Raw genomic sequence first — 26,688 nt, forward strand, 5'->3', positions numbered from 1 at the left:
AGTTGACGGGTTGATGTGCTCGCCGTCACACTGCTGCCGTGGCCTTCGTTCCCGTCCCCCGCGCCTCGGTCTCCGACCACGTCTTCGCCCAGCTCCGCGACGCCGTCGTCAGCGGCCGGTACCGGCCGGACGACCCGCTGCCCGGCGAGCGGGAGCTGGCCGCCGCGTTCGGGGTCAACCGGCACGCCGTGCGGGAGGCGCTGCGCCGCCTCCAGCAGCTCGGCCTGCTGCGGATCAGTCAGGGCGGCGCCACCCGGGTGCTGGACTGGCGGGCGCACGCCGGCCTGGACCTGGCGCTGTCCCTGGTCCGCGACGGCGACGTGCTGCCGGTGGAGCACCTGGTCCGGGACATGCTGGAGATGCGGGCCTGCATCGGCGTCGACGCCGCCCGGCGCTGCGCCGAGCGGGCCCCCGACGAGCTGCGGCGACGGCTCCCCGGGCTGGTCGAGGAGTTCGCCGCGCTCGCCCCCGACCTGGTTGCGATGGGCGAGGCGAACATCGCGCTCTGGCGGCGCATCGTCGACGGCTGCGGCAACACCGCCTACCTGCTGGCCTTCAACAGCCTGGTGGCCGGGGCGGTGGCGGTCGGCGACGTCCCGCCGCAGCGCCGCGCCACCGAGCTGCTCGACGTCGCCGGGCACCGCCGGCTCGGCGCGGCGATCGCCGCCGGGCACGGTGACGAGGCCGCCGCGCAGGCCCACACGCTGCTCACCGCCGACCTCACCACCACCACCCCCACCACCGGACCGGAAAGGGAATGCCGAGCATGATCCCCGCCGTGCTCTACGCCGTACCGGCGTTCCTGCTGCTCATCGTCGTCGAGGCGCTGTCCTACCGGTTCGCGCCGGACGACGACGAACGCGGCTACGAGCTGCGCGACACCACCACCAGCCTCTCCATGGGCGCCGGCAGCCAGCTGATCGGCTTTCCGTGGAAGCTGCTCACCGTCGGGGCGTACGCGGCGCTCTGGACGGTGGCGCCGGTGCACCTCTCCCCCACCAGCGTCTGGACCTGGGTGCTGCTCTTCTTCGCCGACGACCTGGCCTACTACTGGTTCCACCGCACCCACCACGAGGTACGCCTGTTCTGGGCCGGACACGTGGTGCACCACTCCAGCCGGTTCTTCAACCTCTCCACGGCGCTGCGGCAGAGCTGGACCCCGATGACCTCGCTGCCGTTCTGGCTGGGCCTGGCGCTGCTCGGCATCCCACCCTGGATGATCTTCCTCCAGCAGTCGATCAGCCTGCTCTACCAGTTCTTCCTGCACACCGAGCGGGTCGACCGGCTCCCCCGGCCGATCGAGTGGATCTTCAACACGCCGTCGCACCACCGGGTGCACCACGGCGCGAACGCCGAATACCTGGACCGCAACTACGGCGGCATCCTGATCGTCTGGGACCGGCTCTTCGGCACCTTCGAGCCGGAACGCGCCACCGTCCGGTACGGACTGACCAAGAACATCGCCAGCTACAACCCGCTGCGGGTGGCCACCCACGAGTACGCCGCCATCTGGGCCGACCTGCGCTCGGCGCGGTGCTGGCGGCACCGGCTCGGCTACCTGTTCGGCCGGCCCGGCTGGCAGCCGCTGACCCCGGCCGTCCCGCCGGCCCCCGCGGTCACCCGGTGAACCGGGCCGGCGGTGGGCCCGGCGACCGGGCTGGCGGCAGCGGGCCGGTGCTGCGCGCCTGGCCCTGGATCTTCGGTGCGGTGGTCGTCGTCGAACTGGTCGGCGTGGCGTTCGACCTGCCCGCCCTCCAGTGGGTGGCCAAGCCGCTGCTCGCCCCGCTGCTGGCGGTCCGGCTGCTGGCCGTACGCCGGCGGTGGGAGCTGGTGGCGACGGGCCTGGTGTTCGCGACGGCGGGCGACGTGGCGCTGCTGCTGCCCGGCACCACCGCGTTCCTGGTCGGGATGGGCTGTTTCCTCGGCACCCAGCTGGCGTTCCTGACCGCGTTCCTGCGGCACCGACGGGCCCCGGCCGTGGTGTTCGCCGGCTACCTGGCGCTCTGGGCGGGCGCCAACGCCCTGCTCTGGGGCCGGCTGGCCGACCTGCGGCTGCCGGTGCTGGGTTACAGCCTGGCGCTGAGCCTGATGGCCACCGCGGCTGCCGGGGTGTCCCGGCGGGCCGCCGTCGGGGGCGCGCTGTTCCTCCTCAGCGACCTGTTGATCGGCGTGGGAGCGGCCGGCGTCGAACTGCCCGGCCGCGGCCTGCTGGTGATGGTCACCTACGTCGCCGCGCTCCACCTGCTCACCCACGCCTGGAGCGAACGGCGCGACGGCCGGGTGCGACCCGCCGGCCGGACCGTCGAGATGGCCACCGCCGACCACGTTCTGTGACCTCGTCCGCCGTCCGGCGGCTTCACCCTTGGTGAACGCCCCCGCCACCCGCACGGGGTCCCACCGCCGCCTTTGCTCTGCTGCCACGACGCAACACCGCACCGACCAGCACCGACGTTCGCGGGCCGCCGGCGGAGGCTGGCGTCAGCCCGCAACGGACGGTGACTGTCGCGTGCGGGGCAGCAGAGCAAAGGGACGCGGGATGGTCCCGCCGGCCGGCGAGGCACTCACCCTGCATGCGGGGCGGTCTCGCCGGCCGGGAAGGCGCTCACCCTGAGTGCGGGGCGGTCCGACGGCCGGCGCGAGGTGGCAACCCCGGGTTCGCGCCGGCCCCGACCCGCTCAGCCGTTCATCTGGTACGTCCCGGACAGCGCCTCGACCTGGGACCAGACCCGGGCGGTGCGCTCCGGGTCGACGGTGGGCCGGCGGACGTGGGCCAGCGCCCAGGCGGCCTGGGCGTCGGTGGTGGCCGCCTTGCCGTGCAGCTCGGTGGCGTGGGCGGAGAAGTCCCGGACCAGCACGTCGAAGATCTCGTCCAGCAGGTCGCCGTCCAGGCCGGTCAGCTCGGCCTGCTCCAGGATCAGCTGCCCGTAGACGACCAGCGCGAAGAGCTGCCCCAGGGCGAGCAGGAAGTCCAGGTCGCGCTGCTGCTCCTCGGTCGGCGGGTGCGCGACCAGCAGCGCCGTCAGGCCGTCGGCCTGCTCGCGGAACCGGGCCACGTTCGGCACCTGCGCGTGCGCGTCGTACGCGGCCCGCCAGTCGTGGAAGCGGATCGCCCCCAGCCCCCGGGCCGGGCCCTGGCGGAACAGGAACTCGTCGTCGGCCGGGTCCTGGCGGGTCGGCACCGGCGGGTGCTCGACGGGGTGGAACAGGTAGTTGGCCATGAACTTGACGATCAGGGCCAGGTTGACGTGCACGGTGCCCTCGAGCTTGGGCAGGCCGCGGATGTCCCGGGCGGCCTTGTCGAAGTAGGTGTCCGCCTCGAAGCCCTTCGCCGCGATGACGTCCCAGAGCAGGTCGACGACCTTCTCCCCCTCGGTGGTGACCTTCATCTTGGTCATCGGGTTGAACAGCAGGTACCGCCGGTCGTCCGGTCCCGCGCTGCGGAAGTAGTCCACCGCCCGGTCGCTGAACAGCTTCATCGCCACCAGCCGGGCGTACGCGTCGGTCAACTCCCGGCGTACGTGCGGGAAGTCGGTGACCCGCCGGCCGTAGAGCACCCGGTTGTGGGCGTGGGTGACCGCCTCGTACATGGCGTGCTCGCAGATGCCGATCGAGGCGGTGCAGAGGTTGAACTTGCCGACGTTGACGGTGTTCAGCGCGGCGTCGAAGGCGGCCCTGCCGGTGTGCAGCACGTCCTGCGCGCGCACCGGGTAGTCCGCCAGGCGGAATTCGCTGACGTACATCTGGGCGTTGACCACGTTGCGGACCAGCCGGTACGCGGGGTGCCGGCTGTCGGCGGCGAAGAAGACGTACCCATCGGGCCCCTCGACGTCGGCGCGGCGGCCGAAGACGGAGACCAGCCCGGCGACGTTGCCGTTGCCGATGTAGTACTTGCCGCCGGTGGCCCGGAAGCCGCCCTCGTCGTCCGGGGTGAGCAGCATGTCGGTGGAGTAGATGTCCGCGCCGTGCGGCCGTTCGGAGAGGCCGAACGCCATCACGTGCCCCTCGTCGAGCAGCGCGGCGGCGCGGGCCCGGGCGGCGGCGTTGTCGCTCTGCCAGACCGGGCCGAGGCCGAGCACCGTGACCTGCCAGGTGTACCAGTAGCCGAGGCCGTAGAAGCCGAGGATCTCCGACAGCGCGGCGTTGCGGGCGGTGTCCCAACGCTTGGCCGGGTCGCCCGCGCCGTCGGCGGCCGGGGTCAGGAAGGTCGCGAAGAGCCTCTCCTTGGCGGCGAAGTCGAGGAAGTCGGCGTACCACCGCTGGTGGTTGTAGCTGTCGACCAGCTCGCGCTTGCCGCGGGACTCGAACCAGTCGACGGTGGCGCGCAGCAGCCGGCGGGACTCGTCGTCCAGCTGGGTCGGGTCGTAGGTGCGCGGGTTGAGCAGCGGCGAGTCCGCCATGGCGGCGTCTCCCTTCCTCACGGGGTGGGGGGGTGGTCAGCGGTCCAGGTCGTGCAGGGTGGCCAGGACGTCGTCGAGCCAGGCCAGAACCATCCGCTCGTACGCGATGCCGCCGCGCAGCACCACGTGCTGCAGCGCCGCCCGGGCGTCGGCGGTGGCGCCGTCGGGGAAGTCGCGGCGCTCGCCGGCGAGGTAGCCGGCGAGGGTGGCCTCGTGGTCGGCTCGGTAGCGCTCGACCTCGGCGCGCAGCGCGGTCCGGCCGGCGGGGTCGTCGAACGCCGCGCCGCGGATCTTCACGGCGAGCTCGTGCCGGACGGCCTCCGGTTCGACGGGGGCCCGCAGCCAGGTGACCAGCGTCGCCCGCCCGGCCGGCGTGGCCGACCAGACCTTCTTGTCCGGCAGTCCCGCCTGACCGACCTCCTCGGCCACGATCCAGGCGTCGGCCTCCATCCGCCGCAGCACCCGGTAGATCTGCTGGTGGGTGGCGGTCCAGAAGCGGCCGATCGAGCGGTCGAAGCGCCGGGCCAGCTCGTAGCCGGAGGCGGGCTGCTCCAGCAGGGAGACCAGGATGGCGTGCTCCAACGACATGCCGGCCATCCTGCTATGCAACTCGTTGCATAGCAAGCCTCAGATGATGAAGTGGGTCCAGTAGGTGAGCCAGACCGCGAACAGCGCGCCCTGCAGCAGCGCCAGCGCGGCGGTCAGCCAGCTGTCGACGCCCCGCCCCCGGGCCCACCGGGCCAGCACCAGCGCCACCGGGAAAGCCGCGAGCAGGTAGCGCAGGAGGCTCTTGTAGACCGGCGGCCCCATCGACAGCGGCGCCAGCACCACCACGACCGTGTAGACGAGGTACGGCCACTGGGCCCGGCGGCGCAGTCCCACGACGGCGACCACCAGCACCGCCAGGGCCAGCCCCACCCGCAGCACGTCGGTGAGGTAATCGCTGGTCAGGCCGCTCCAGATGGTGCCGAACGGGTTCTGCACCCGGATTCCCCAGCCCCTCTCCTGCGCGCGCTGGTAGGCGAACCAGTCCCCGCCCTGCCACCGGCAGAACGCCATGAAGCTCAGCCAGCCGGCCGGCACCAGCAGCAGCGGCCAGCCTTCGCGCAGACAGCGCCGCAGCGTACGCGGGTCCAGCCGCCAGCCGTGCTGGTCGAGCAGCACCAGGGCCAGCGGGAGAACCACCAGGAAGCCCACCGAACGGCTCAGCGCCAGGAAGTAGCCGACGATCCCGACCAGCAGCCAGCGCCGCTGCTCGGCGTACCAGAAGGCGGCCAGGGCCAAACAGACGAAGAGCGACTCGGTCAGCGCCGCCTGGAACAGGAAGGCGGTCGGCAGCAGCAGCAGGTAGCGGGTGAACCGCCGCCCGGCCGCCGGCCCGGGGCCGCTCGGGTGGTCGCCGTCCGGGGCGGCGTCGGCAGTGCCGGCGTCGGCCGCGGCTTCGGCCGGGCCGAGCAGGTGGGCGCCGAGCCGGTGGGCGTAGTACAGCTGCCCCAGCAGGGCGAGGTTGGCCACGAGCAGCAGCGCCCACGCGGTGTGCCCGCCGAGCAGCGCGGCGAACGGCCGGGCCAGGAACGGGTAGAGCAGCGGGAAGCCGAAGTCGGGCCACGGACGGTCCAGCGGCAGCTGGGCCAGGTGCTCGTAGAGGAACGAGTCCCAGGCGAACCAGAGGGAGAACCAGCGGTGCGACGAGACGGCGTCCTGCTGGGCCCGCATCATCGTCTCGTCGGCCGGCGGCGCGCCGGGCACCGAGTCCCAGGCGGTCAGCACCAGCACGCCGAGCAGGCTGAGCACCAGCTTGGCGCCGACGAAGACGGCGAGCACCGAACCCCAGGGTTCGGGCAGCCGCCCGGTCAGCCGGGACACCGCCCGGCCCACCGCCGCGGACCGGCCGGCCCGGTCCGGGCCGTCGACCGTGCCGGCCCCTCGCTCCTGCGCCATCCCGCTCCCACCGGTCGGCCCGCGACCCACCGTCGACCGGCGGACCGCCGACCCGCATCCCCGTTCCGCGCCGCTGCACACCTGGCCCGCCTGACGCTGTTCGCGCAGGTCTCGCGCAGGTCGGGCCGGTGCAGATCGTCGGTCGGCGGCGGGTGAGTCCGGGGCCAGGACGGGTAAGGGCGCTGCCGCAGCAAGGGCGTCGACGGGCGGGGGCACGGACGGCATGGGTGAGAAGAACGGCACCGTGGTCATCGGGGCTGGGCCGGCGGGGCTGACCGCGGCGTACGAACTGCTCCGGCACGGCGAGCCGGTGCGGGTCTTCGAGGTCGACGACGTGGTCGGCGGGATCAGCCGCACCGTGGAGCGGGACGGGTGGCGCTTCGACATCGGCGGGCACCGGTTCTTCACCAAGGTGTCCCGGGTGGAGGCCTTCTGGCACGAGATCCTGCCCGACGAGGACTTCCTGCTGCGCCCCCGGATGAGCCGGATCTACTACCGGGGCGCGCTCTACGACTACCCGCTCAACGCCGGCAACGCGCTGCGCAACCTCGGCCTGGTCGAGGCGGTGCGCTGCATGGGGTCGTACGCGCGGGCCCGGCTGCGCCCGCCACGGGACCAGTCGCACTTCGAGGGCTGGGTGTCGGCCCGGTTCGGCTGGCGGCTCTACTCCAAGTTCTTCAAGACGTACACCGAGAAGGTCTGGGGCATGCCGGCCGACCGGTTGCAGGCCGACTGGGCGGCACAGCGGATCAAGAACATGTCGCTCTCCACCGCGGTCCTCAACGCGCTGCTGCCGCGCCGCAACCGCAAGGACGTGACCAGCCTGATCGAGGAGTTCCAGTACCCGAAGTTCGGGCCGGGGATGATGTGGGAGCGCTGCACCGAGCAGGTCCGCAGCCGGGGCGGCTCGGTGCGGACGAACACCTGGGTGCGGGCCGTTCACCGCGACCCGGCCGCGCGCCGGGCGACCGCGGTGACGGTGGCCGACGCCGACGGCGAGCGGACCGAGGCGGCCGACCACGTGATCTCGTCCATGCCGATCTCGGCGCTGGTGCGGGCCATGCGGCCGGAGGCGCCGGCGCACGTTCGGGCTGCCGCCGACGACCTGCGCTACCGGGACTTCCTGACCGTGGCGTTGATCGTGCCGGAGGAGTTCTCCTTCCCGGACAACTGGATCTACGTGCACGACCCGGCCGCGAAGGTGGGGCGGATCCAGAACTTCGGCTCCTGGTCGCCGTACCTGGTCAAGGACGGCCGAACCTGCCTCGGGCTGGAGTACTTCGTCTTCGAGGACGACGAGATGTGGCGGAAGCCGGACGCCGAGCTGGTCGCGCTGGCCACCGCCGAGCTGGAGAAGCTCGGCCTGGTCCGGCCGGGCTGCGTGGAGGCCGGCCACGTCGTCCGGATGCCCAAGGCCTACCCGGTGTACGACGAGCGCTACCAGCACAACGTGAACGTGATCCGGGACTGGCTGGCCCGGGAGGTGCCGAACGTGCACCCGGTGGGCCGCAACGGCATGCACCGCTACAACAACCAGGACCACTCGATGCTGACCGCCATGCTGACCGCGGAGAACATCGCCCACGGCCGGGCGCACGACGTCTGGTCGGTGAACGTGGAGCAGGACTACCACGAGCAGCGCTCGGCGGGCCGGAACGACGGCCGGGCCGGCACCGGCCGCGACGCGCCCCTGGTGCCCGCGCGTCCGCTCACCCCAACCCGGGCCGGCGCCGCCCCGAACGCGTACGCCCGGCCGGAAGCAGCCCGGCCGGACGGCGGTCGACCCGACGGGGTCCGGCCCGACGGCGGGCGGCCGGTGGGCACGCCCGTGCGGGGCGGGGCCGCCGGGGCGCGGCGCCCGGCCGCCACGGCCCGACCCGATCGGCCCTGAGGCACTGTCAGTCGGTCACCCGGGCCAGGAAGGCGACGACGTTGGCCACCGTCCGTTCGGCCTTCTCGGTCACGGTGAGGGACTCGGCGAACCGCGCTCCGGCCCCGGCGTCCTTCTTCCCGCGTACGTAGAGCGAGCAGGCCAGGTCGGCGCAGATGTAGGTGCCCACCGAGTTGCCCTGCTGCCCCGCGGCGCCGGCCTTGCGCGCCGCCATCAGGGGCACGCCGCCGGAGTGCGTGGTCAGGCACATCGAGCACATGCCCCGGCGCACCGGCCGGGGCGAGCGCAGGGCCACCCCTCGGGGTACGCCGGCCACGCGCATGACGAGGTAGGCCCGGTCCGGGGCCTGCGGGTCACGCCAGCCGAGGAAGTCCAGGTCCGCCCAGGGCCGCTGGGCCAGGTCGCGGGGCACGGCCAGCCGCTTGGCCTCGCCCTTGGTGCAGTTGACGAACGCGGCGCGGATCTCGGGCTCGGTCAGGGGTTCCATGAAAGGCAACGGTAGTTTGCCTAATGCCTTTAGGCAAATGCATAATGGGCCATGCTCAACGGAGGAGTCGCATGGCGCGCGCGGGACTGACCACGGCGGGCCTCACCCGGGCCGGCGCCGAACTGGCCGACGAGGTGGGCTTCGAGCAGGTGACCGTCTCGGAGCTGGCGCGGCGCTGCGGCGTCAGCGTCCCCAGCCTGTACTCGCACCTGGCCAGTTCGCGGGACCTGAAGACCCGGATCGCCCTGTTCGCCCTGGAGGAGCTCGCCGACCGGGCGGCCGACGCGGTGGCCGGGCGGGCCGGCCGGGACGCCCTGGTGGCCCTCGGGAACGTCTACCGGGACTACGCCCGTCAGCATCCCGGCCGCTACGCGGCGGCCCGGTTCCGCCTGGATCCGCAGGCCGCGGCCGGCAGCGCCGGTGCCCGGCACAGCCGGCTCACCCGCGCGATCCTGCGCGGTTACCGGTTGGGCGAGGAGGACCAGACCCACGCGGTACGCCTGCTCGGCGGCTTCTTCCACGGTTTCGTCGACCTGGAACTGGCCGGTGGCTTCGGGCACAGCGTCCCGGACAGTCAGCAGTCCTGGCAACGCTCGCTGGACGCCCTCGACGCCCTGCTGCGGAACTGGCCGCCGGCGGCGCAGGGCCCCTCCGGACGATAGAAAACTATCAGCGCCGGGCCCCGCGCACCATCGGGTGGCCGGCCGAGTGCGCCACCCTTGCCCGGTGGCCTACCTTCGCCGGATGCCCACACCCGACATCACCGCGGCAGCCGCGGGCGACTGGACCCTCGGCGACCTGACCGTACGACGCATCGGCTTCGGCGCGATGCGACTGACCGCGACCGCCGACGGCTCCCCCAGCGACCGGGACCGGGCCGTCGCCGTCCTGCGCCGGGCCCGGGAGCTCGGCGTCGACCACGTCGACACCGCCGCGTTCTACTTCTCGCCGCTGCGCTCGGCCAACGAGCTGATCAACCGGGCCCTCGCACCGTACCCGGACGACCTGGTGATCAGCGCCAAGGTGGGACCCGGGCGGGACCCCTCCGGCGAGTGGCTGCCGCTGGCCCGGCCCGACCAGCTGCGTGGGCAGGTGGAGGAGAACCTGCGGCAGCTCGGCCGGGACCACCTGGACGTGGTGAACCTGCGGCAGGCCGGCCTGGAATCGGTCGCGGAGCACTTCGGCGCCCTGGCCGAGCTGCGGGAGGCCGGGCTGGTCCGGCATCTCGGCCTGTCCAACGTGCGGGCGGAGCACCTGGACCAGGCCCGGGCGATCGCCCCGGTGGTCTGCGTGCAGAACCAGTACGGCCTGCACCTGCGCCGCTCGGAGGTGCTGCTGCGCCGCTGCGGCGAGCTGGGGATCGCCTTCGTGCCGTTCTTCGCCATCACCGGCTCCGGCCGGGAGTCCGGTGGGGTCTCCGACGACCCGACGGTCGCGGCGATCGCCCGGGAGCACGGCGTGACGCCCGCCCAGGTGCGGCTGGCGTGGACGCTGCACCAGGGGCCGCACGTGCTGGCCATCCCCGGCACCGGCGACCCGGCGCACCTGGAGCAGAACGTCGCCGCGGGAGCGCTGCGACTGACCCCGGCCGACCTCGACCGGCTCGGTTAGCGGCGGCCGGACCGTCAGGCGGCGTCGCCCGACAGTGGTCCGACCGCCCGTGGTCCGGCATCGGCGGCGACCGCCGGCGACTCGGCAGCCAGCTCGCGGATCAGGTCGGCGTGCGCGGCGCGCAGTCGGGCCAGCGCCGGATCCCCACCGGGGCGGGCCCGTCGGTCCAGCTCCGCCCACGCCTCGGCCAGCGCGGTGGTCACCGCGCGCAACTCGGCGGCGTGCCGTCGGCTGCTGTGCCGGTGCGCCTCGTCGAGGCGGCGGGCCCAGCCGGCGGTGACCGCGGCCACCCGGTCGGCGTCCGCGCGGGCCTGCGCGCCGCTGCGGGCGCCGGCGGCCGGCACGATCGCGGCGACCGGCCGGTGGTCGCCGTCGCGGGTGAGCACCGTGACGGTGTCGGTCAGCTCGGCGAGGGAGACGAGCTGGGTGAGTCGGGTGCGGGCCTCGCGCAGCGGCACGGAGCGAGGCTGGTCGGAGTGGTGCAGCGGGGCGGAGGCAACCATGCCGCCCATGCTGCACCGGGGGTACGACAATCGATGTCCGACCGTCCGGAGGGGACGGACCGGGTCGGTCCGTCCCCTCCGGGTCGGCGGGTCAGCTCGCCTGGAGGCTGACGTCGTCGATCACGAAGCTGGTCTGCAGGGAGGCGTCCTCCACCCCGGTGAACTTCAGGGTGACGGTCTGGCCGGCGTACCCGGCCACGTTGAACGTCCGAACCAGGTAACCGGTGGCGGCGTTCAGGTTGGAGTACGTCGCCAGGGTGGTGGTGCCCAGCTGCACGGTCAGCTTGTCGTACGCCGTCGAGGTGGTGGTCTCGGCGGTGTCGACGTGCAGGTAGAAGGCGAGGGTGTAGGTCGAGCAGCCGGCCGGGACGGTCACCGACTGGGACAGCGTGTCGGTGTGCGACGAGCCATACCCGTCCAGCCAGGCCTTGTAGGAGCCGGTCCGGGCCGCCTGGCTGGCCGAGTTGGTGATCACGCCCGAGCTGGCGGTCCACGGCGTGCTGCCGGACTCGAAGCCGCCGTTGCCGACCACCTGGCCGCCGGCGCAGCCGCCGGTGCCGGTGACGGTGACGCTGTAGCTGGCGCTGCGGCTCACCGAGCCGGTGCCGGTGACCGTGATGGTGAAGGTGCCGGTGGTGGCGGTCGACGAGGCGCTGACGGTCATCGTCGACGAGCCGCCGGAGGTCACCGACGACGGGCTGAACGACACGGTCACCCCGCTCGGCGCGCCGGTCGCCGACAGGGCCACGGTCTGGGCGCTGCCGCTGGTGGTGGCGGTGCTCACCGTGGCGGTGGTGGAGGCGCCCCGGGCGACGCTGCCGGAGGTCGGGGAGACCGCCACCGAGAAGTCGTTGGTCGGGGTGCCGGAGCCCACGGCGAGCTGCCAGATCGCGTACGCGACGCCGTCGGCGCTGCGGTTGAGGATTGTGGTGTTGATGTTGGCGGTGGTGTCGCAGGAGCGGTGGTAGCACCCGTCGTACGCGGCGCCGGCGGTGCCGCCCCACTTGCCGGCCTGCGCGGAGCTCTTGGTGGCGCTGGCCCCGGCGGCGTACCCGGAGGTGGGAATGCCGGCGTTGGCGAACGAGTAGTCGTCCGAACGGCCCTGACCCTCGACGTTCTCCTCCGGCTGGATGCCGAACGAGTCCCAGTACGCCTTCAGCGGCGCCGCCGTGGTGGAGGTGATCCGGTTGATGAAGTACCCGCCGTTGGGCGAGCCCACCATGTCGAAGTTGTAGTAGCCCTTGATGTAGCCCTTCTGGGTGGCGCTGAGCGAGTTGACGTAGAACTTCGAGCCCTGCAGGCCCTGCTCCTCGCCGTTCCACCAGGCGAACCGGATCCGCTTGGTCATGGTCGGGTTCTGGCCGGCCAGCACCAGCGCGTTCTCCAGCAGGGTGGCCGAGCCGGAGCCGTTGTCGTTGATGCCCGGGCCGGCGGAGACGCTGTCCAGGTGGGCGCCGAACATCTGCACCTGGTCGGCGGGGCCCTGCGGCCACTCGGCGATCAGGTTGCTGCCCGGGTAGGTGCAGGTGGTGCAGGTCTGCTCGGTCACCGTGTAGCCGGCGGCCTGGAGCTTGCCCTTCACGTACGCCACGGATGCGGTGTAGCCGGCCGAGCCGGCGCGGCGGGTGCCCCCGTTGTTGGTGGCGATGGTGTTGAGCTGGGTCAGGTGGGCCTGGACGTTGGTGACCGAGACGTCCGGGGCGGCGAGGGCGGCGACCGGTGCGGTGCCGGTGACCGTTCCCGACGGTGCGGTGGCGGAGGCGTGCGGCGCGGCCAGGGTCACCGTGGTGGTGGCGGTGACGAGGGCGAGCGCGATACCCGCGGTCAACGTTGTGCGTCTCATGGGGCTCCTCGGGGCGGGGTAGGGGTGACGCGAAGCAAACACTGACACGCATCGATCTGTAGGTCAACAGTGGACCTTCGGCCCTGCCCGTCCGCCCGAACAGCCAACCGATGATCGCTTCATGGTCCGGAGCGTGACTGATCGATTACCGATCGCCCGCCGGGGGAATACCATGTGCGCAAGCGTCGATGGCTTGAACGAGGTGCGGATGTTCGAAGCCCTGGGCATCAACAAGCTGACCGAAGCCGTCTACCTCGAGATGCTGCAACACCCGGAGGCGGACATCGTCGCCCTGGGCGAGCGGCTCGGGCTGACCGAGGAGCAGGTACGCGAGGCCCTCGACGACCTGGCCCGGATGTCCCTGCTCCGCGCCTCCTGGGCCGACCCGGAGGCGCTGCGGCCGGTCGATCCCGAGGTGGGTCTCTCCATGCTGCTGGCCCGGGAGGAGGCGGACCTCGCCCGCCGCCAGCAGGACATCGAGGAGAGCCGCGCCGCGTTCACCCTGTTGATGGCCGAACAGGCGGAGCTGCGCGGGCAGACCACCAGCTCCGGCGTGGAACGGCTGGAGGGGATGGAGGTCATCCGCCACCGGATCCGGGAACTGGCCCAGGGTTGCCGCTGGGAGGCGTCCTCGTTCATGCCCGGCGGGGCCCAGTCGGCCGCCAGCCTGGAGGCCAGCCGGGCGCTGGACGCCGACGCCGTCGAGCGGGGCGTCCGCCTGCGCACCGTCTACCTCGACAGCGTCCGCAACGACCCGGCCACCCTCGACTACGCCCGCTGGCTGGCCGAGCTCGGCGGCGAGGTCCGCACCGTGCCGGCGCTGCCGTTGCGGCTGCTGATCGTCGACCGGGACGTGGCGGTGGTGCCGGTCAGCGCCGCCGACGACGCGCCGGTGGCCCTGGTGGTGACCACCGAGGGACTGCTCACCGCGTTGGTCGCCCTCTTCCAGACCGTGTGGAAGCAGGCCGCTCCGCTGGGCTCGGCGCGCCGCCGCGACGACGAGGGGCTCTCCCCGCAGGAGCGGCAGGTGCTGATCCTGCTCGGCGAGGGGCACACCGACGAGCGCATCGCCCGCCGGCTCGGGGTGTCGGTGCGGACCACCCGGCGGATCGCCGCCGACCTGCTCACCCGGCTGGGCGCGCGCAGCCGGTTCCAGGCCGGGGCGCTGGCCGTGACCCGGGGCTGGATCGACGAGTCCGACCTCGGGTGACGGGCGGCCACCGCCGCGCTCAGAGCAGCGCGGTGGCCCGCAGCCGCCAGCGCAGCTGCCCGCCGTGCACGGCCATCGTGCGCCGGCACAGCTGCCGGGCCGACGCCACCGCCCGGGCCGGGTCCGCCACCTGCACGTAGAGCGAGAAGACGATCAGCTCCCCCACCACGGCCACGTGGGCGTGCTCCAGGCGGTCGACCTCCGCCGCCGACCGGTACACCGTCTCGCGCAGCGTCCCCGCGCCCACCGGCCGGTCCGGCCCCTCCACCGCCACCACCACCAGGTACATCTCGCCGTTGCCTTTCAGTGCGCTCTGGTGAGCACACGATTGGCAGTCTCGCCTTGCGGCGGGACGGTCCCGGTCTGACCGGCGGATGCCGTGCCGGGTTGACGCTTCGTGGCCACCTGCCCGCCGATGTGGGTCTTACGGTCGGCTCCACGTCCAGCCACCGGGCCACTCCCGGCGGTGTCGTACTGATCCGCGAGTGCGGCCAGGTTCGCGGCGGCGTTGCCGTCGCGGTCCCTGATCAGGCCGCACGTCTGGCAGTGATACTCACGCTCGGACAGGGCCAGCTTGGCTTTCACCGTGCCGCATCCCGAGCAGGTCTTGCTGGACGGATACCAGCGGTCGGCCACCAGCAGCCGGCCGCCGTTCCACGAGGTCTTGTAGGTGAGCTGTCGGCGGATCTCGGCGAAACCGGCGTCGGCGATGCGCCGGGCCAGTCGGCGGTTGGCCAACATGCCGGTGACGTTGAGGTCTTCGACCACGACGGTGCCGTGTTCGCGGGCCAGCCGGGTGGTGAGCTTGTGCAGTCCGTCGCGGCGCAGGTTCGCCACCCGGGCGTGCGCCCGACCGAGGCGGGCAGCCGCCTGCTGCCACCGGCGCGACGGCCGCCGGCCGGTGCGCCGGTCCGGGCCGGTCTTGCGGGACAGCGCCCGGCCGAGCTGCCGCAGTCGGTACTGGCCGGCGGCGAAGTGGCGGGGGTTGTTGATCAGTTCACCGGTTGACAGCACGGCGAGGTGCGTGATGCCGACGTCCACACCGACCACTGACGCGGGCCGGTTCGGGCGCCGGTCGGCGCGGTCCGCCTCGACGCAGAATGCGACGTGCCAGCGTCCGCCGTCACGGCGCACGGTGGCCGACAGGATCCGGGCGGTGCCGGCCTCCAGGCGGCGAGCCAGTTTGCGGGCCGATTCGTGCAGCTTCAACCGGCCCAGCCGCGGCAGCACCACATGCGTGCGGTCGGGCTCCACCCGGATGGTGCCGGTGGTGAACCGCACGGACGGGGTGGTGCGGCGGCGGGACTTGTAGCGGGGGAACCCAACCGTGCGGCCATGGCGTTTACCGGTGCGCGAGTCGGCCCAGTTCTTCAGGGCGCGGGCGAGCGCGTCCAAGCCGGTGTTGAACGCTTCCTTGGAGCACTCCGCCCACCACGGCGCGACGTCAGCCTTGGCGGCGTTCCACGCTTTGCGCAGCGCGGGAAGCGACCAGGACATCGCCGCGGTGAGCTGGTCGTCCGGGATGCCATAGGTACGTTCAGCGGCCCGCTGATCCATCACCGCCTTCACCCGAGCCAACGCCCAGTTGTGCGCCACCCGGGCCGCGCCGGCGTGCGCCAGCACCGCACGTTCCTGGCGTGGGTTGAGGTCCAAGGCGAACCGGTACGCCTGCATCGTCTTCACGCCGGTTCCTCGATCACGGCCTCAACCGCCCACCGGGGCGCGGACGGCTGGCGCCCGGCAGCCGTACAGGCCAGCGCACCACGACGTGACGAAAGCGGTGCCATCGCCGACTTCCTGCGGTGCCTGTTGAGCGCCGATCCGACCTGCGTCACCACACGAGACACCACGAGATGCACGCCCAAGGCCCCCACGACCCAGGCGAGCCGACACTCCAGGCCGGACCTCCGATCGGCCGACGACACCCGGGCACACACCACCACCCGTCCCCCAACCGCCGCCACACCAGTCACCAGCCCGCCGAACACGATGAGCCGCCCAACCGGTAGGTCACAACGGACAGCATCCCAGCCTCGTAACGACAACGCGAGTCACATACACAACACCGGCCACAGCTACCCGCTCCTTCAGCTTCACACCGTCACGCCATCGCACTTGTGAACGCCACTGGCGCTTTAAATATCAGCAGCGGCAACCCCCGTCCAGCGCGGCCCGGTGCCGTCAGGCCGGGTCGCGCTCCGCCACCACATGGAACAGCCGGGCCACCCGCCGGTACGGGTCGCGCCGCCCGGCCTCCCACTCCAGCTCGCAGAGCTGGTCCAGCTCGGCCTCCCCCGGCACGTCCCGCAGGTGGTCGGTGAAGATCCGCAGGCCGTACCAGGCCCGGGGACGGGCACCGGCCGCGGCGAGCAGCCCCGACACCCCCTCGACGGTGTCCGCTCGGGTGTCGACCGTCCGGCCACCGGCGTCCACCCCGGTGCGCAGGGTGGCCACCGCGTCGGACCAGCGGCCCTCCAACGCGGGGCGCATCGCCACCGACTCGGCGTTCTTGGCCAGCACCGACAGCAGGCCACCCGGGCGGGCCAGCGCGGTCACCGAACGCAGCAGCAGTGCCGGGTCGTCGACGTACATCAGGATGCCGTGGCAGCAGACCAGGTCGAAGCCGCCGCCGACCAGCTCGGGCGCCTGCTCGCCGTACCCCTGCACCAGCCGGACCCGGTCGCGGACCTGGCCCGGCTCGTCGGCCAGCCGCCGCGCGGCGTCGGCCAGCATCGCCGGGTCCGGATCGAGCAGCACCACCTCGTGCCCGGCGCGGGCCAGGCCCACGGCCTGGAACCCGGCGCCGCCGCCGACGTCCACCACCCGCGCCGGACCGGGCGGCAGGTGGGCGGTGATCGCCCGGTCCAGCAGGCGCTGCCGGACCACGCCGGGCAGGTCGTCGTTGTGCCGGGCGTACGCCTCCAGCAGCGCCGCCGAGTTCGCCATCCACGAGTTGCCCATCACCGGATCTCCCGTTCGTCGTCGCAGGTCCAGCCGCCGGCCCGCCAGCGCAGCAGCAGCGGCACGAGGGTGGCGGCCAGCAGCCCGCCGGCCACCAGCAGGGTGGCCCGCGACCCGACCAGGCCGCCCAGCAGGCCGCCGCCGAGCGCGCCGAGCACCGTCGCCACCTGGAGGAAGGTCATCGCCAGCGCCATCACCCGGGCCACCCGCCCGGCCGGCGCGGCGCCCTGCAACTGGCCGAAGACCGTGGCCACCAACAGGGTGCCGCCGAGGCTGCCGGCGAGCTCGAACAGCACCACGCCCACGGCGCCGCTCGGCCCCCGGGTGGTGAACGGCAGCACCGCCAGCGAGGCCAGGGTCACCGCGGCGCCCACGGCGCGGGTGCCGCCCGGCCCCCAGCGGGACATCGCCCGCCCGACCAGCAGGCCGCCGCTGATCCCGCCAACCGCGCCCAGCCCGAGCAGCAGGCCGATGGCCGACGCCGGCAGCCGCAGGTCGTCGACCATGAACAGCACCAGCACCGGATCCACCACCCCGTTGACCAGGGAGACCACCACCAGCGCCCGGATGCCACCGCGGGACAGCAGCGCCCAGGCCAGGGCGAGCGTCCCGCCGGGCGGCGCCGGCTCATCGGCCGGTTCCCACGCCGGGACGGCCGGTTCGGGAGGCGTCTCCCGCACCCGGGCGTAGAGCAGGGCCGCAAGCAGGAACGACAGCGCGTCGACCAGCACCACGAACGGGGCCGCGAGCACCGCCAGCAGCAGCCCACCCAGCCCCGGTCCACCGATGTCGGCCACCCCGCGGGTGGCGCTGAGCCGGCCGTTCGCCGTGACCAGGTGCGCCCGGGGCACCACGCCCACCAGCACCGGGCTGGACAGCGACGAGGAGATCCCGGTCAGCAGGGAGGCCGCCGCGACCACCACCAGCAGGGCCGGCAGGCCCAGCATCCCCCGCCACCAGAGCAGCGGCACCGCGCCGATCACCGCCACCTGGGCCAGGTTGACCGCCACCAGCCACGGCACCCGCCGGGGCAGCCGGTCCGACCACGCCGCGGCGGGCACCCGGACCAGGAACGACGGGATCATCCCCAGCGCGGAGAGCAGCCCCATCTGCTGCGGTCCCGCACCCAGGCTGACCACCGCGATCACCGGAATGGTGACCACGCTGACCGCCGAACCGAACTGGGACACCCCCACCGCGAGCCAGAGGGCCCGGAACCCGGCACCGGGGAAGGTCGGCTCCGGCCGACCGTCCGGGCCGGCGGACCGGGCGGTCGCGTCCACCGCCGTCATGGTGATCTCCTCTCCGCCCCCGGGGGCCGGCGGCGCGTCAGAGTGTCGGGACGTGGATGCCGGCGCTCGCGGCGCGGCACCGGAACCAGTCCGGGAAGTCGTTCGGGAAGCGCAGCCGGGCGATCTCGGCCAGCCGGGGGATCACCCCGGAGATGCCGTTCATGGTGCGGACCCGGTTGGCCGCCAGGTTGGTCAGGAACCGGCTGTTGTCGCGCAGGTCCTGCCGGCCGTAGCTGAAGAAGACGCCGTACTTCTGCCGGTCCACCTTCACCTGGACCGGGGTGCTGGCGTGCATCAGCCGGCCGTGCCAGAGCACCACGTCGCCGGCGCGGATGTCCAGGGTCTCGCGCAGCGAACTGGCCCCCACCGTCCAGTTCGGCGTGTCGAAGTCGGCCGGCACCCGGCCGTACCCGTCGAAGGACATCAGGTGCGAGCCGCGGACCACGTCGATCGCGCCGCCGGTGACCGGGTCGTTGTCCTGAAGGTAGAGGCCGCCCTGGACGTGGACGAAGTCCGGCTCCCAGGCGTACTCCCGGCCGGGGCCGACGAAGGTGTCGTCGACGTGCAGCGGCACGTACACGTTCTTGCGGGCGGTGCAGTTCGGGTAGAGCGCCGGCGGGCCGTCGACGAGCCGGCGTACGGTGCTCACCACCTCGTCGCGCAGCGGGATCTCGGCCAGCTCCCGGATCTGGAGGAACTCGCTGGTCAGCATCTCCTCCTCGCCCCGGCCGGTGAGCCGGTCGGCGATCAGCTCGCGGGCGCGGGCCACCCCGTCGGCGTCGAGCACGCCGCGCAGCAGCAGGTAGCCACGGTCGAGGAACTGGGCGCGCAGGTCGGCGCCGGTGGTCTCGGGGCGGGTGGGCAGGGTCGTGGTCATCGTCGGCTCCTCACCGCTGCACCGGGCAGGCCAGGTTCCGCAGCTGGCCGTAGCCCATGCCGCAGCAGTCGCCGGTGATGTCCTCGTCGAGCGCGTCGACCGGGTGCGGCGCCGTCGAGGGCGTCACGTGGGACAGGTCGATGGTCTCGGGGTCCTCGTCGACCTGCACCCGCGCGCCGGCGGTGATCAGGTCCAGGTGTACGTCGGCCACGTACGGCACCCGGGTCAGGCTCTGGTTGTGCTGCCCGAAGCCGAGGTGCACGCCGCAGCGCCGCTCGTTGATGTGCGAGTTGGCGGTGATGAAGGCGTCGATCCCGGCGTTGGTGCCGAGGCCGAACTCCCCCACGTTGCGCCCGTGCGGGCTGTCCAGGCAGAGCGTGAAGAGCTCCTCCAGCTCCTTGTCGGCGCAGGTGAGGTTCACCGCCACGCTGTCCTTGATCTCCACCCGGACCGGGTTGTCGGCGAGCCGGGCGTTGAGCCGGGTGATGATGTTGGCGTTGAACGCGCCGTCGGCGACCAGCACCCCGTCGACCTTGGCCGGGTAGGTGGCGATCTCACCGGCCGGCAGGATGGTGAAGCCGCCCGGGCGCCACATGCCCCGGTTGCTGACCCACTGGTACCTCGTCGAGTCGATCTCCACTCGCAGGTCGGTGCCGCCGTCGCTGGTGACGTGCACCGAGCGGGCCGGGGCGATCCGCTCCAGCAGCGCCGCGTTGAGCGCCGACAGCTGCGCCGGGGTGCGGTTGAGCGCCCGGGTGAACAGGTCGGCCGAGGCGCTGATGATGCGGTAGACGTGGCAGCGGTCGTGGCCGTACCGGTTCATCACCGACTCGAAGACGTCGAAGTGGGACATGGTGTCCTTCTCCAGCGTGAGCACGATCAGCCGGCCGGCCAGGGTGGCCGGGTCCGGCAGCGCCGCGGCGAACCGGTCGCCGAACTGCTCGTCGGTGAGCGGCCGCATCGCCACGATCGCCGGCGCCAGGCCCCGGGCCTGCAACGCCACCGCCACCCAGGCGGCCGGCTCGCGGCTGTCCGGGGTGTACGCGATGACGACCCGGTCGCCGTCGCGGACCGCCATGTAGTCGTCGAGCAGGACCCGGACGCCCTGCATGACGCGCTGGTCGATGGGTGGAAGGCTCATCTCGTTCCTCCTTGCTGCTTCGGGTGGGTCGCGGGATCCGCCGAGGACCGGCGCCGGACGGAGCGCGAGGGCGCCCCCCGCCGGTGCCGGACGGCCCTGCCGGGTCATCCGGCGGCCGAGGGACGCCCTCGTCGCCGATGGAGAACGATCAGGCGCGGTAGGTGCTGTACGAGATCTTCCAGGCGACCTGGCCGCCCTCGTCGTCGGTCTCCTCCGGCATCTGCGACTCCGCCGCGGTCATCTGCTCCAGCAGGTCTTCCAGCTGCTCGGCCATGGCCGGCTCCCTTCGTCGGTGTCAGCTCAGGTGCTGACGGGATCCACCGTGCGCGCCGCCGGCGGTCGGCGGGAAGAGGGCAGAACCGGCCAGCGCGGCCGGTGGCCGGAACCGGACGGCGGCGGAAGCGGCGGCACGTTCCTGCCCGGGCAGGCTCCGGCCAGCCGCCACCGATGGTCCCGTCCGGCCGGGCACGGTAGACACATGGATGGACGTGATTTCCCCATCCTGTCCGGGAGGTACGAAGATGCTCGGTTCCCCGCGGATCCACCCGCTCGCCGCCGCCGTCGCCGCGCTGGCCCTGTTGCCGGTCACCGCGTTGCTGGCGCTCGCCGCCCTGCTCGTCACCGTCGGCCCCGCCGCGGTGCTCACGCCGGTGCAGTCGCTGACGAACGGATTCGGCTGGGACGTGGCACCGGCCACCCTGCTGACCCTGCTCGGCTGAGCAGACCCCGGCCCGCCGTCCGGTTCGGACCCTGGCGACGGCCGACCCACCGGGACCGCGCGGACCGACCGCCGGTCCCGGTGTCCGTTTACGACACCACCGGTCCGGGGTACGAACCCAGCCGCGAACCCGGCGGCGGCGCGCACCGGTACGCCCCGCCCCGGACGCCAGAGCGGCAGGGGGCCGAGCGGTGCGAGGGTGGTGGCGGTCCGGGTGGGAACGGCTGCGGGGCAACTGGCGACCGGTCGTCGAGGCGACGGTGGCGGCCACGGTCGCCTGGGTGGTGGCGGCGAAGCTGATCGGGCACCCCGATCCGTTCTTCGCCCCCAGCGCCGCGCTGGTGGTCGCCGGTGAGGCGCGTGGCCGACGGATCCGGCAGACCGTGGAGATCGTCCTCGGGGTCGCCGCCGGGGTGCTGGTGGCCGAGCTGGTGGTGCACGCGCTCGGCCCCGGCTACCTCACCATGTTCCTCGTCCTGCTGGCCACCCTCGCCCTGATGGCGCTGGTCGGCGCGAGCAGCACGCTGACCGTGCAGGCCGCGGTCTCCGCGCTCTACCTGGTGATGGTCGCCGCGCCGAAGGGCACCTTCATGCCGCTGCGCTTCCTCGACGCGTTGATCGGTGGGGCGGTGGCGCTCGTCGTGGGTCGGCTGGTGGCGGCCCGCGACCCGCTCGCCCCGCTGGTCGCCGAGGCCCGCCGGACCTTCTCCGACCTGGCCGACGTGCTCGGGGACATCGACGCGGCGATGTCCGACTGCGACGAGCCGGCGGCCCTGGCGGCCCTGGACCGGGCCCGGCAGGTCGACGGCTGCGTCGAGCGGCTGGACCAGGCGGTCGGGGCCTGCGCCGAGTCGCTGCGGCTGGGCCTGCGCCGCGGGCGGCGGCTGGAACGGATCGGCCAGGCGCAGGCGACCGTCCACCAGCTCGACTTCGCCGCCCGCAACATCCGGGTGCTGGCCCGGGCCGGCTCCACCCTGGCCCGGCGGCACAAGGCCCCGCCGCCGGAGCTGAGCGCCGCGCTGCGGGCGCTGGTCCGGGCGGTCACCGCCGCCGGCGAGGCGACCGCCACCGGCCTGGCCGGCACCGACGAGGCCGAGCGGCACGCCAGCCGGGCCGACGAGGCGGCGCTGGAGGCGGTCCGGATCGCCGCCCGGATGCTGGAGACCGATCCGCCGCTGCCGCTGGTCATGATCATCGGTCAGATCCGGGCCACCGCGGTCGACCTGCTGCGCGGCACCCTCGGTGAGGATGCCGCCGTGGTGGACCGGGTGGACGAGGCGCTGGGCCTGCCCACCACCGACGCGCCGACCCTGGAGATCTGCCCGGTCCGGTCGGAGACGCCCGAACCGGCCCGGTGAGCCACCCGGCTCAGTCGGCGTCGCAGCGCGGCGACAGGGCGTACCGCACCAGCACCACGTCGTCGATCTGGCGTACCTCCACCACCCGGGCCCGCCGGCCCGGATGCCACGGGAACCGTCCGTCGCCGACGAACCGGGGCGCCCGGCCGTCGCCCACGAAGAAGGGCGCGAGCACCAGGTGCAGCTCGTCGGCGAGTTCCGCGGCGAGGAACTGGGCGTGCACCGACGCCCCGCCCTCCACCATCAGCCGGCCGATCCCCCGGTCGGCCAGGTCGGCCAGCACCCGGTGGGGGTCGATCGGGTCACCCCCGTCGACCACCGCGGCCAGGTGTCCCAGCCGCTCGCGGGTCTTCTCCAGCACCGCCGTGGCGCAGTAGACGATCTTGTCGGCGTCGCCGACGGTGAAGAACCGGGCGCCCGGGTCCAGGTCGCCGCTGCCGGTCACGGTCACCTTGACCGGTGACGGGGGCAGGCCCCGCGCGGCACGGCCCTCCCGGTGCCGGGGCGAGCGGACCAGCAGCCGCGGGTCGTCGCGGCGGACGGTGACCGCCCCGACCAGGATCGCGTCGGCCTCGGCCCGGACCGCGTCCACCCGGTCCAGGTCGGAGTCGTTGGAGAGCATCAGCCGCTCGTCGGTGGCGTCGTCGATGTAACCGTCGATGGACATGGCGCAGCTGAGCAGCACGTAGGGGCGCCGGGCCGGCACGGGTGCCACCGCTCAGCCGACGATCGGCAGGTCGGCGACGTGCGCGCCCCGGCTGGCCTTGGCCGCCAGGTAGCCGGCGTTGGCCGGGGAGAGGTACACCCCGGTCGCCACCTGCTCGGTCACCGCCACCCCGTACCGGCGCAGCTGGTCGGCCTTGTCCGGGTTGTTGGTCAGCAGCGCCGCCCGGCGTACGCCCAGCGCGGTGAGCATCTGCGCGGCCACCGAGTAGTCCCGCTCGTCCTCCCGGTGCCCCAGGGCCACGTTCGCCTCGTAGGTGTCCAGCCCGGCGTCCTGCAACGCGTACGCGTCGAGCTTCGGGTACAGCCCGATGCCCCGCCCCTCCTGTCGCAGGTAGAGCAGGAAGCCACCGGCGTCGGTGATCCGCTCGACCGCCTCCCGCAGCTGCGGGCCGCAGTCGCAGCGCTGGCTGCCGAAGACGTCCCCGGTCAGGCACTCGCTGTGCGGCCGGACCAGCGGTGTGGCCTGCCGCTCCAGCGTGGCCGGCCAGTCCCCCAGCCCGAACGCCAGGTGCTCCCGGGCGTCGACCAGGCCGTCGAAGGAGAAGACCCGGCCGGTGGTCGCGTAGCCGTCGGGGAAGCGCAATGGCACCGTGACCTGGGTACGGATCGTGGCAGCGGGCAGCGTCTCGTCCATGGCTCTCCTCCGTACGGCGCCGCCGGTCCCACGACGGCACGGGCTCACAGGGACACTCAACCACCGATCGTGGCCCCGTGTCGGGCCCCGGCCCGACCCGGCCACCACCGCAGCACCAGCACCACGGCGCCGGGCAGGCTGCCGACCAGCACCAACGCCCCGTACACGGTCGCCGTCGCCACTCCCTGGGCGGCGCCCAGGCCGGCCGCGCCGAACGCCCACGCGGCCACCCCCTCGCGCGGCCCGAAACCGCCCACGTTCGCCGGCACTCCCATCGCCAGCAGCGCCAGCAGGGTCAGCGGCAGCAGCTCGGAGACCGGGGCGGTGGCGCCGGCGGTGCGGGCCGCCACCACGAAGGTGGCCAGGTGCCCGGCGACGGCGCCGACGGAGGCGAGCACCACCCCGACCCGGGTGCGCCGGGCGAGCAGCCCGGCCCGCAGGTCGGCGGCGGCGACCCGCAGCGGCCGCGCCCAGCGGGCCGGTGACCGGGCCGGGGCCAGCCGGGCCAGCAGGACCGCGCCGAGCAGGACCGCCGCGAGCACCCCGAGCACGACCGGCAGCAGCGGTCGCACCGGCGAGGGGAACGCCAGCAGCAGCACCGCCGCCAGCCCCACCTGCACCACCTGCCCGGCGGTCCGCTCCCACACCACCGCCCGCACACCGGTGGCCACGTCCCCGGCGTCGTGGCCGCTGCGCACCGCGCGGTCCACGTCGCCGAGCACCCCGCCGGGCAGGGTGGCGTTGAGGAAGACCGCCCGGTAGCAGTGCCCGACGGCGGCGCGCAGCGGCAGCCGTACGCCGAGTCCCTCGGCGACCAGCCGCCAGCGCCAGGCGCAGCAGACCGTGGTGAACAGCCCGACGCCGAGCGCCACCGCGACCGCCGGGGCGTCGATCAGCCGCAGGCCGTGCAGGAACGGCCCGACGCCGACGCCCCACACCAGCAGGGCGAGCAGGCCCAGCCCGAGCAGCAGCCGGGCCGCCGGGCCGCGCAGCGCCGACACCGCCGGGACGCTCGGGAGCACCGCCGGCGGGGCGGGCGCCACCGGCGCGTGGCAGATCGCCTCCATGTGCCTCCCAGCCGTGCCGTCACCCTTGGGTACGCACCGGGGGCCGGGGCGGTTCAGTCCACGCCGGCGAGAAGATCGTCGTGCCCGAGTTCCACCCGCAGCCGGCCGGTCGCCGCCTGGCCCAGCCGGCGGCGCAGGTACGCCTCGGCCTCGCCGGCCAGCTCCGGACGCTGCTCGCAGGCCGCGGCCACCCAGCCGGTGAGCCAGGCGACGGTGAGGTCGGACTGCTCCGGACCCAGCCGCCACGGGCTGGGCCGGCGGCGTACCGGCAGGCCGTGCCGGTCGAAGGCGGCGGCGCACGCGTCCACGGCGTCCGGGCCGAGCAGGGTACGACCGTCGACCGTGCGCCGCTGGTGGTCGTTGAAGGCGGCGGCGAACTCGGCGTCCAGGGGTTCGACCGGGGTGAACGCCACCGTGCCGGTCACCGAGACCATCAGCAGCGCGGGGCAGCCCGCCCCGGCGCAGGCGGCGACCATCCGGTCCAGCTCCGCCGCGGTCAGCATGTCCAGCAGCGCGGACGCGGTGATCAGGCTCGCGCCGGCCAGGTCGGCGGCGGTCAGCGCGGTCAGGTCGCCGGGGCGGGTCCGTACGGTCACCGGGGCGCCGTCGGCGGCGCGTACCCCCGCCATGCCGGCGGCCGCCCGGGCCAGCAGCGCCTCGTCCCGGTCGTGGAAGATCCACTCCTGGGCGCCGGGCAGCCGCGGGGCCAGCCAGCGGCCCATCGACCCGGTGCCGCAGCCCAGGTCGTGCACCACCCGGGGGCCCGGGCCGGCCCGGACCAGGTCGACCAGCTCCGCCGCCCGGGCCGCCGCGTCGGCGGCCTCCCGCAGCCGCAGCCACTCCGCGAACAGGATGGAATCGTCGACGCTCATGCCGCCGCCTTCGTCAGGGCGTCCGCCAGGGCCGCCGAGGTGGTCGTCCAGTCGGTCAGGGTGCTCCGCCGCGCCCGGGCCGCCGTGCGCAGCGCGGCCCGCAGCCCGGCGTCACCGAGCCAGTCCCGCAGCGCCCCGGCCAGCGCGTCCGGGTCCCCCGGCGGCACCAGCCGGCCCGGGAGACGGCCGTCCGGCGCCCGGCCCAACGCCTCGGGCAGCCCGCCGACGTCGCTGGCCAGCACCGGCACGCCCCGGGCCAGCGCCTCGGTCACCACCATCCCGTACGTCTCCCCCCGGGAGGGCAGGACCAGCAGATCCGCGGCGGCGTACGCGGCGGCCAGCTCCGCACCGGTCAGCGGCCCGGCCAGCCGCACCCGGTCGGCCAGCCCGGCGGCGGTGATCCGCCCCCGCAGCCGGTCGACGAACTCCGGCGCGCGGGTCAGCGCACCGACCAGCAGGCAGCTCCACGCCGCCCCGGCGACCGCGGCCAGCGCCTCCACCAGCACGTCGTGCCCCTTGTGCGGGGCGACCGCCGCGACGCAGAGCAGGGCCGCGCCGTCCGGCGAGCCGGGTGCGAGGGGCGCCGGGTCGACGCCCGGCCGGGCCACGTGCACCCGGTCGGCCGGCAGCGCGTACCGCTCGCGCAGCCGGTCGCGGGTCCATCCGCTGGTGGTGACCACGGCCGCGGCGGCGGCCAGGGCCCGGGCCTCGGACTCGTCGCCGAACGCCATGTGCACCAGCACCACCAGCCGCAGCCGCCCGGCCTGCGGCGCCAGGACCTCCGGCGCGACCGAGGCGATGAGGCCGTCGAGCAGCACCGTCGCCCCGTCGGGCAGGGCGGTCAGCAGCGCGGCCAGCGCGGCCCGGTCCGCCGGGGTCGGGTGCGGCCACGCCCCGGGCACGTGGTGCTCGCGCACCGACCAGCCGGCCGCCGCGAGCCCGTCGCAGACCCGCCGGTCGTACGCGTTGCCGCCGCTCGGGGTGGCCGGATCGTCCACCCCGGCCGGCAGCACCACGTCCACCCCCATGGCAGGGCTGGTCTTCGTTCGCGACTGCGGGGCTCGCAAACCCGGCTCACTCCTCGCGCTCACGGGGGCCACCCTTCGTTCGCGACTGCGGGGCTCGCAAACCCGGCTCACTCCTCGCGCTCACGGGGGCC

Annotated in this window: 27 protein-coding genes; 9 read left to right on the top strand and 18 right to left on the bottom strand. The window is 74.0% G+C overall.

The window, feature by feature from the left end; translation table 11 throughout:
* Positions 1-38 precede the first annotated feature (38 nt).
* From GA0070564_RS09375 to GA0070564_RS09385, 3 genes are read left to right on the top strand one after another with little or no spacing between them, the layout of a single operon-like run.
* Positions 39-770, top strand: a complete 732-nt coding sequence (locus GA0070564_RS09375) for a FadR/GntR family transcriptional regulator (protein ID WP_091605869.1) — start codon at positions 39-41, stop codon at positions 768-770.
* Positions 767-1,627, top strand: coding sequence for a sterol desaturase family protein (locus tag GA0070564_RS09380; RefSeq protein ID WP_091605872.1), 861 nt, complete (start codon positions 767-769; stop codon positions 1,625-1,627). Before GA0070564_RS09375 ends, GA0070564_RS09380 begins: the two co-directional genes overlap by 4 nt.
* A complete protein-coding gene (locus GA0070564_RS09385) occupies positions 1,624-2,334 on the top strand; it encodes a lysoplasmalogenase (protein ID WP_245669883.1) in 711 nt (236 codons plus the stop codon). The genes GA0070564_RS09380 and GA0070564_RS09385 overlap by 4 nt, the downstream gene beginning before the upstream one ends.
* Positions 2,335-2,675: 341 nt before the next feature.
* Here the strand turns inward: GA0070564_RS09385 and GA0070564_RS09390 are convergent, their stop codons facing one another.
* Genes GA0070564_RS09390 through GA0070564_RS09400 form a run of 3 tightly spaced genes read right to left on the bottom strand, consistent with a single transcriptional unit; the run spans position 2,676 to position 6,338 of the window.
* Entirely contained in the window at positions 2,676-4,397 is a 1,722-nt protein-coding gene (locus tag GA0070564_RS09390; RefSeq protein ID WP_091605875.1) for an acyl-CoA dehydrogenase family protein, read from the bottom strand.
* A 36-nt stretch (positions 4,398-4,433) separates the two neighbouring features.
* The gene (locus GA0070564_RS09395; protein WP_091607056.1) at positions 4,434-4,985 is read right to left on the bottom strand and encodes a PadR family transcriptional regulator; all 552 of its coding nucleotides are present in this window, start codon (positions 4,983-4,985) and stop codon (positions 4,434-4,436) included.
* 39 nt (positions 4,986-5,024) lie between these two features.
* Positions 5,025-6,338, bottom strand: coding sequence for a hypothetical protein (locus GA0070564_RS09400; protein WP_091605878.1), 1,314 nt, complete (start codon positions 6,336-6,338; stop codon positions 5,025-5,027).
* 223 nt (positions 6,339-6,561) lie between these two features.
* Here GA0070564_RS09400 and GA0070564_RS09405 point away from each other — a divergent pair, with 223 nt between their 5' ends.
* Positions 6,562-8,229, top strand: a complete 1,668-nt coding sequence (locus GA0070564_RS09405; protein ID WP_091605883.1) for an NAD(P)/FAD-dependent oxidoreductase — start codon at positions 6,562-6,564, stop codon at positions 8,227-8,229.
* Positions 8,230-8,236: 7 nt separating this feature from the next.
* Here GA0070564_RS09405 and GA0070564_RS09410 read toward each other — a convergent pair whose 3' ends face one another.
* Positions 8,237-8,716, bottom strand: a complete 480-nt coding sequence (locus GA0070564_RS09410; protein ID WP_091605887.1) for an FBP domain-containing protein — start codon at positions 8,714-8,716, stop codon at positions 8,237-8,239.
* A 71-nt stretch (positions 8,717-8,787) separates the two neighbouring features.
* On the opposite strand from GA0070564_RS09410, the gene GA0070564_RS09415 reads away from it, so the two are divergent.
* Positions 8,788-9,378, top strand: coding sequence for a TetR/AcrR family transcriptional regulator (locus GA0070564_RS09415; protein ID WP_091605891.1), 591 nt, complete (start codon positions 8,788-8,790; stop codon positions 9,376-9,378).
* A gap of 82 nt (positions 9,379-9,460) precedes the next feature.
* The gene (locus tag GA0070564_RS09420) at positions 9,461-10,327 is read left to right on the top strand and encodes an aldo/keto reductase (protein ID WP_091607061.1); all 867 of its coding nucleotides are present in this window, start codon (positions 9,461-9,463) and stop codon (positions 10,325-10,327) included.
* 14 nt (positions 10,328-10,341) lie between these two features.
* Here the strand turns inward: GA0070564_RS09420 and GA0070564_RS09425 are convergent, their stop codons facing one another.
* Complete coding sequence (locus GA0070564_RS09425) at positions 10,342-10,830, bottom strand: type II toxin-antitoxin system Phd/YefM family antitoxin (protein ID WP_245669884.1); 489 nt, start codon at positions 10,828-10,830, stop codon at positions 10,342-10,344.
* Between the two features lie 91 nt (positions 10,831-10,921).
* Positions 10,922-12,673, bottom strand: coding sequence for a M28 family peptidase (locus tag GA0070564_RS09430; RefSeq protein WP_091605894.1), 1,752 nt, complete (start codon positions 12,671-12,673; stop codon positions 10,922-10,924).
* Positions 12,674-12,881: 208 nt separating this feature from the next.
* Here GA0070564_RS09430 and GA0070564_RS09435 point away from each other — a divergent pair, with 208 nt between their 5' ends.
* Positions 12,882-13,883, top strand: coding sequence for a helix-turn-helix transcriptional regulator (locus tag GA0070564_RS09435; protein ID WP_091607064.1), 1,002 nt, complete (start codon positions 12,882-12,884; stop codon positions 13,881-13,883).
* Positions 13,884-13,902: 19 nt separating this feature from the next.
* Here the strand turns inward: GA0070564_RS09435 and GA0070564_RS09440 are convergent, their stop codons facing one another.
* The 7 genes from GA0070564_RS09440 to GA0070564_RS30200 all read right to left on the bottom strand — a co-directional run bounded on the left by GA0070564_RS09440 (position 13,903) and on the right by GA0070564_RS30200 (position 20,428).
* Entirely contained in the window at positions 13,903-14,172 is a 270-nt protein-coding gene (locus tag GA0070564_RS09440; RefSeq protein WP_091605897.1) for a hypothetical protein, read from the bottom strand.
* Between the two features lie 14 nt (positions 14,173-14,186).
* Positions 14,187-15,557 carry an IS607 family element RNA-guided endonuclease TnpB gene (gene tnpB, locus GA0070564_RS09445; RefSeq protein WP_218104916.1) on the bottom strand — a complete coding sequence of 457 codons (1,371 nt, stop codon included), beginning with the start codon at positions 15,555-15,557 and terminating at the stop codon, positions 14,187-14,189.
* A 507-nt stretch (positions 15,558-16,064) separates the two neighbouring features.
* Positions 16,065-16,844, bottom strand: a complete 780-nt coding sequence (locus GA0070564_RS09450) for a class I SAM-dependent methyltransferase (protein ID WP_091605902.1) — start codon at positions 16,842-16,844, stop codon at positions 16,065-16,067.
* Positions 16,844-18,136, bottom strand: coding sequence for an MFS transporter (locus GA0070564_RS09455; protein WP_091605905.1), 1,293 nt, complete (start codon positions 18,134-18,136; stop codon positions 16,844-16,846). Before GA0070564_RS09455 ends, GA0070564_RS09450 begins: the two co-directional genes overlap by 1 nt.
* A 37-nt stretch (positions 18,137-18,173) precedes the next feature.
* Positions 18,174-19,013, bottom strand: coding sequence for a phytanoyl-CoA dioxygenase family protein (locus GA0070564_RS09460; protein ID WP_091605909.1), 840 nt, complete (start codon positions 19,011-19,013; stop codon positions 18,174-18,176).
* Positions 19,014-19,023: 10 nt separating this feature from the next.
* Positions 19,024-20,154, bottom strand: a complete 1,131-nt coding sequence (locus GA0070564_RS09465) for a 2,5-dihydroxypyridine 5,6-dioxygenase NicX family protein (RefSeq protein ID WP_141714730.1) — start codon at positions 20,152-20,154, stop codon at positions 19,024-19,026.
* A gap of 148 nt (positions 20,155-20,302) precedes the next feature.
* Positions 20,303-20,428 (bottom strand): hypothetical protein, encoded by a 126-nt coding sequence (locus GA0070564_RS30200; protein ID WP_281182124.1) that lies wholly within the window; start codon positions 20,426-20,428, stop codon positions 20,303-20,305.
* 247 nt (positions 20,429-20,675) lie between these two features.
* On the opposite strand from GA0070564_RS30200, the gene GA0070564_RS09470 reads away from it, so the two are divergent.
* Together GA0070564_RS09470 and GA0070564_RS09475 are read left to right on the top strand one after the other, a co-directional pair.
* Entirely contained in the window at positions 20,676-20,873 is a 198-nt protein-coding gene (locus GA0070564_RS09470; protein WP_091605915.1) for a hypothetical protein, read from the top strand.
* Positions 20,874-21,063: 190 nt separating this feature from the next.
* Entirely contained in the window at positions 21,064-22,230 is a 1,167-nt protein-coding gene (locus GA0070564_RS09475) for an FUSC family protein (RefSeq protein ID WP_091605918.1), read from the top strand.
* Positions 22,231-22,240: 10 nt separating this feature from the next.
* Here GA0070564_RS09475 and GA0070564_RS09480 read toward each other — a convergent pair whose 3' ends face one another.
* The 5 genes from GA0070564_RS09480 to GA0070564_RS09500 are packed head-to-tail and all read right to left on the bottom strand — an operon-like array spanning position 22,241 to position 26,557.
* A complete protein-coding gene (locus GA0070564_RS09480; RefSeq protein ID WP_425412448.1) occupies positions 22,241-22,936 on the bottom strand; it encodes a RibD family protein in 696 nt (231 codons plus the stop codon).
* A gap of 12 nt (positions 22,937-22,948) precedes the next feature.
* Positions 22,949-23,590 carry a GTP cyclohydrolase II gene (locus GA0070564_RS09485; protein ID WP_091605925.1) on the bottom strand — a complete coding sequence of 214 codons (642 nt, stop codon included), beginning with the start codon at positions 23,588-23,590 and terminating at the stop codon, positions 22,949-22,951.
* 56 nt (positions 23,591-23,646) lie between these two features.
* Positions 23,647-24,657 (bottom strand): lysylphosphatidylglycerol synthase transmembrane domain-containing protein, encoded by a 1,011-nt coding sequence (locus GA0070564_RS09490; RefSeq protein WP_091605930.1) that lies wholly within the window; start codon positions 24,655-24,657, stop codon positions 23,647-23,649.
* A 53-nt stretch (positions 24,658-24,710) separates the two neighbouring features.
* Positions 24,711-25,529, bottom strand: a complete 819-nt coding sequence (locus GA0070564_RS09495; protein ID WP_091605934.1) for a methyltransferase domain-containing protein — start codon at positions 25,527-25,529, stop codon at positions 24,711-24,713.
* Positions 25,526-26,557: a glycosyltransferase family 4 protein gene (locus GA0070564_RS09500; protein ID WP_091605937.1), complete on the bottom strand. Its 1,032-nt coding sequence runs from the start codon at positions 26,555-26,557 to the stop codon at positions 25,526-25,528. Before GA0070564_RS09500 ends, GA0070564_RS09495 begins: the two co-directional genes overlap by 4 nt.
* Positions 26,558-26,688: the final 131 nt, after the last annotated feature.

Source organism: Micromonospora mirobrigensis (genome assembly GCF_900091555.1).
Taxonomy (GTDB): Bacteria; Actinomycetota; Actinomycetes; order Mycobacteriales; family Micromonosporaceae; genus Micromonospora; species Micromonospora mirobrigensis.

What these genes read in the sequence shown, in the direction of transcription:
- GA0070564_RS09410 (WP_091605887.1), bottom strand. Translation starts at nt 8,716, where the DNA reads ATGGAACCCCTGACCGAGCCCGAGATCCGCGCCGCGTTCGTCAACTGC.
- GA0070564_RS09420 (WP_091607061.1), top strand. Translation starts at nt 9,461, where the DNA reads ATGCCCACACCCGACATCACCGCGGCAGCCGCGGGCGACTGGACCCTC.
- GA0070564_RS09395 (WP_091607056.1), bottom strand. Translation starts at nt 4,985, where the DNA reads ATGTCGTTGGAGCACGCCATCCTGGTCTCCCTGCTGGAGCAGCCCGCC.
- GA0070564_RS09430 (WP_091605894.1), bottom strand. Translation starts at nt 12,673, where the DNA reads ATGAGACGCACAACGTTGACCGCGGGTATCGCGCTCGCCCTCGTCACC.
- GA0070564_RS09405 (WP_091605883.1), top strand. Translation starts at nt 6,562, where the DNA reads ATGGGTGAGAAGAACGGCACCGTGGTCATCGGGGCTGGGCCGGCGGGG.
- GA0070564_RS09470 (WP_091605915.1), top strand. Translation starts at nt 20,676, where the DNA reads ATGCTCGGTTCCCCGCGGATCCACCCGCTCGCCGCCGCCGTCGCCGCG.
- GA0070564_RS09415 (WP_091605891.1), top strand. Translation starts at nt 8,788, where the DNA reads ATGGCGCGCGCGGGACTGACCACGGCGGGCCTCACCCGGGCCGGCGCC.
- GA0070564_RS09400 (WP_091605878.1), bottom strand. Translation starts at nt 6,338, where the DNA reads ATGGCGCAGGAGCGAGGGGCCGGCACGGTCGACGGCCCGGACCGGGCC.
- GA0070564_RS09390 (WP_091605875.1), bottom strand. Translation starts at nt 4,397, where the DNA reads ATGGCGGACTCGCCGCTGCTCAACCCGCGCACCTACGACCCGACCCAG.
- GA0070564_RS09485 (WP_091605925.1), bottom strand. Translation starts at nt 23,590, where the DNA reads ATGGACGAGACGCTGCCCGCTGCCACGATCCGTACCCAGGTCACGGTG.
- GA0070564_RS09465 (WP_141714730.1), bottom strand. Translation starts at nt 20,154, where the DNA reads ATGAGCCTTCCACCCATCGACCAGCGCGTCATGCAGGGCGTCCGGGTC.
- GA0070564_RS09490 (WP_091605930.1), bottom strand. Translation starts at nt 24,657, where the DNA reads ATGGAGGCGATCTGCCACGCGCCGGTGGCGCCCGCCCCGCCGGCGGTG.
- GA0070564_RS09460 (WP_091605909.1), bottom strand. Translation starts at nt 19,013, where the DNA reads ATGACCACGACCCTGCCCACCCGCCCCGAGACCACCGGCGCCGACCTG.
- GA0070564_RS09380 (WP_091605872.1), top strand. Translation starts at nt 767, where the DNA reads ATGATCCCCGCCGTGCTCTACGCCGTACCGGCGTTCCTGCTGCTCATC.
- tnpB (WP_218104916.1), bottom strand. Translation starts at nt 15,557, where the DNA reads ATGCAGGCGTACCGGTTCGCCTTGGACCTCAACCCACGCCAGGAACGT.
- GA0070564_RS09425 (WP_245669884.1), bottom strand. Translation starts at nt 10,830, where the DNA reads ATGGTTGCCTCCGCCCCGCTGCACCACTCCGACCAGCCTCGCTCCGTG.
- GA0070564_RS09440 (WP_091605897.1), bottom strand. Translation starts at nt 14,172, where the DNA reads ATGTACCTGGTGGTGGTGGCGGTGGAGGGGCCGGACCGGCCGGTGGGC.
- GA0070564_RS09495 (WP_091605934.1), bottom strand. Translation starts at nt 25,529, where the DNA reads ATGAGCGTCGACGATTCCATCCTGTTCGCGGAGTGGCTGCGGCTGCGG.
- GA0070564_RS09500 (WP_091605937.1), bottom strand. Translation starts at nt 26,557, where the DNA reads ATGGGGGTGGACGTGGTGCTGCCGGCCGGGGTGGACGATCCGGCCACC.
- GA0070564_RS09435 (WP_091607064.1), top strand. Translation starts at nt 12,882, where the DNA reads ATGTTCGAAGCCCTGGGCATCAACAAGCTGACCGAAGCCGTCTACCTC.
- GA0070564_RS09450 (WP_091605902.1), bottom strand. Translation starts at nt 16,844, where the DNA reads ATGGGCAACTCGTGGATGGCGAACTCGGCGGCGCTGCTGGAGGCGTAC.
- GA0070564_RS09455 (WP_091605905.1), bottom strand. Translation starts at nt 18,136, where the DNA reads ATGACGGCGGTGGACGCGACCGCCCGGTCCGCCGGCCCGGACGGTCGG.
- GA0070564_RS30200 (WP_281182124.1), bottom strand. Translation starts at nt 20,428, where the DNA reads ATGGCCGAGCAGCTGGAAGACCTGCTGGAGCAGATGACCGCGGCGGAG.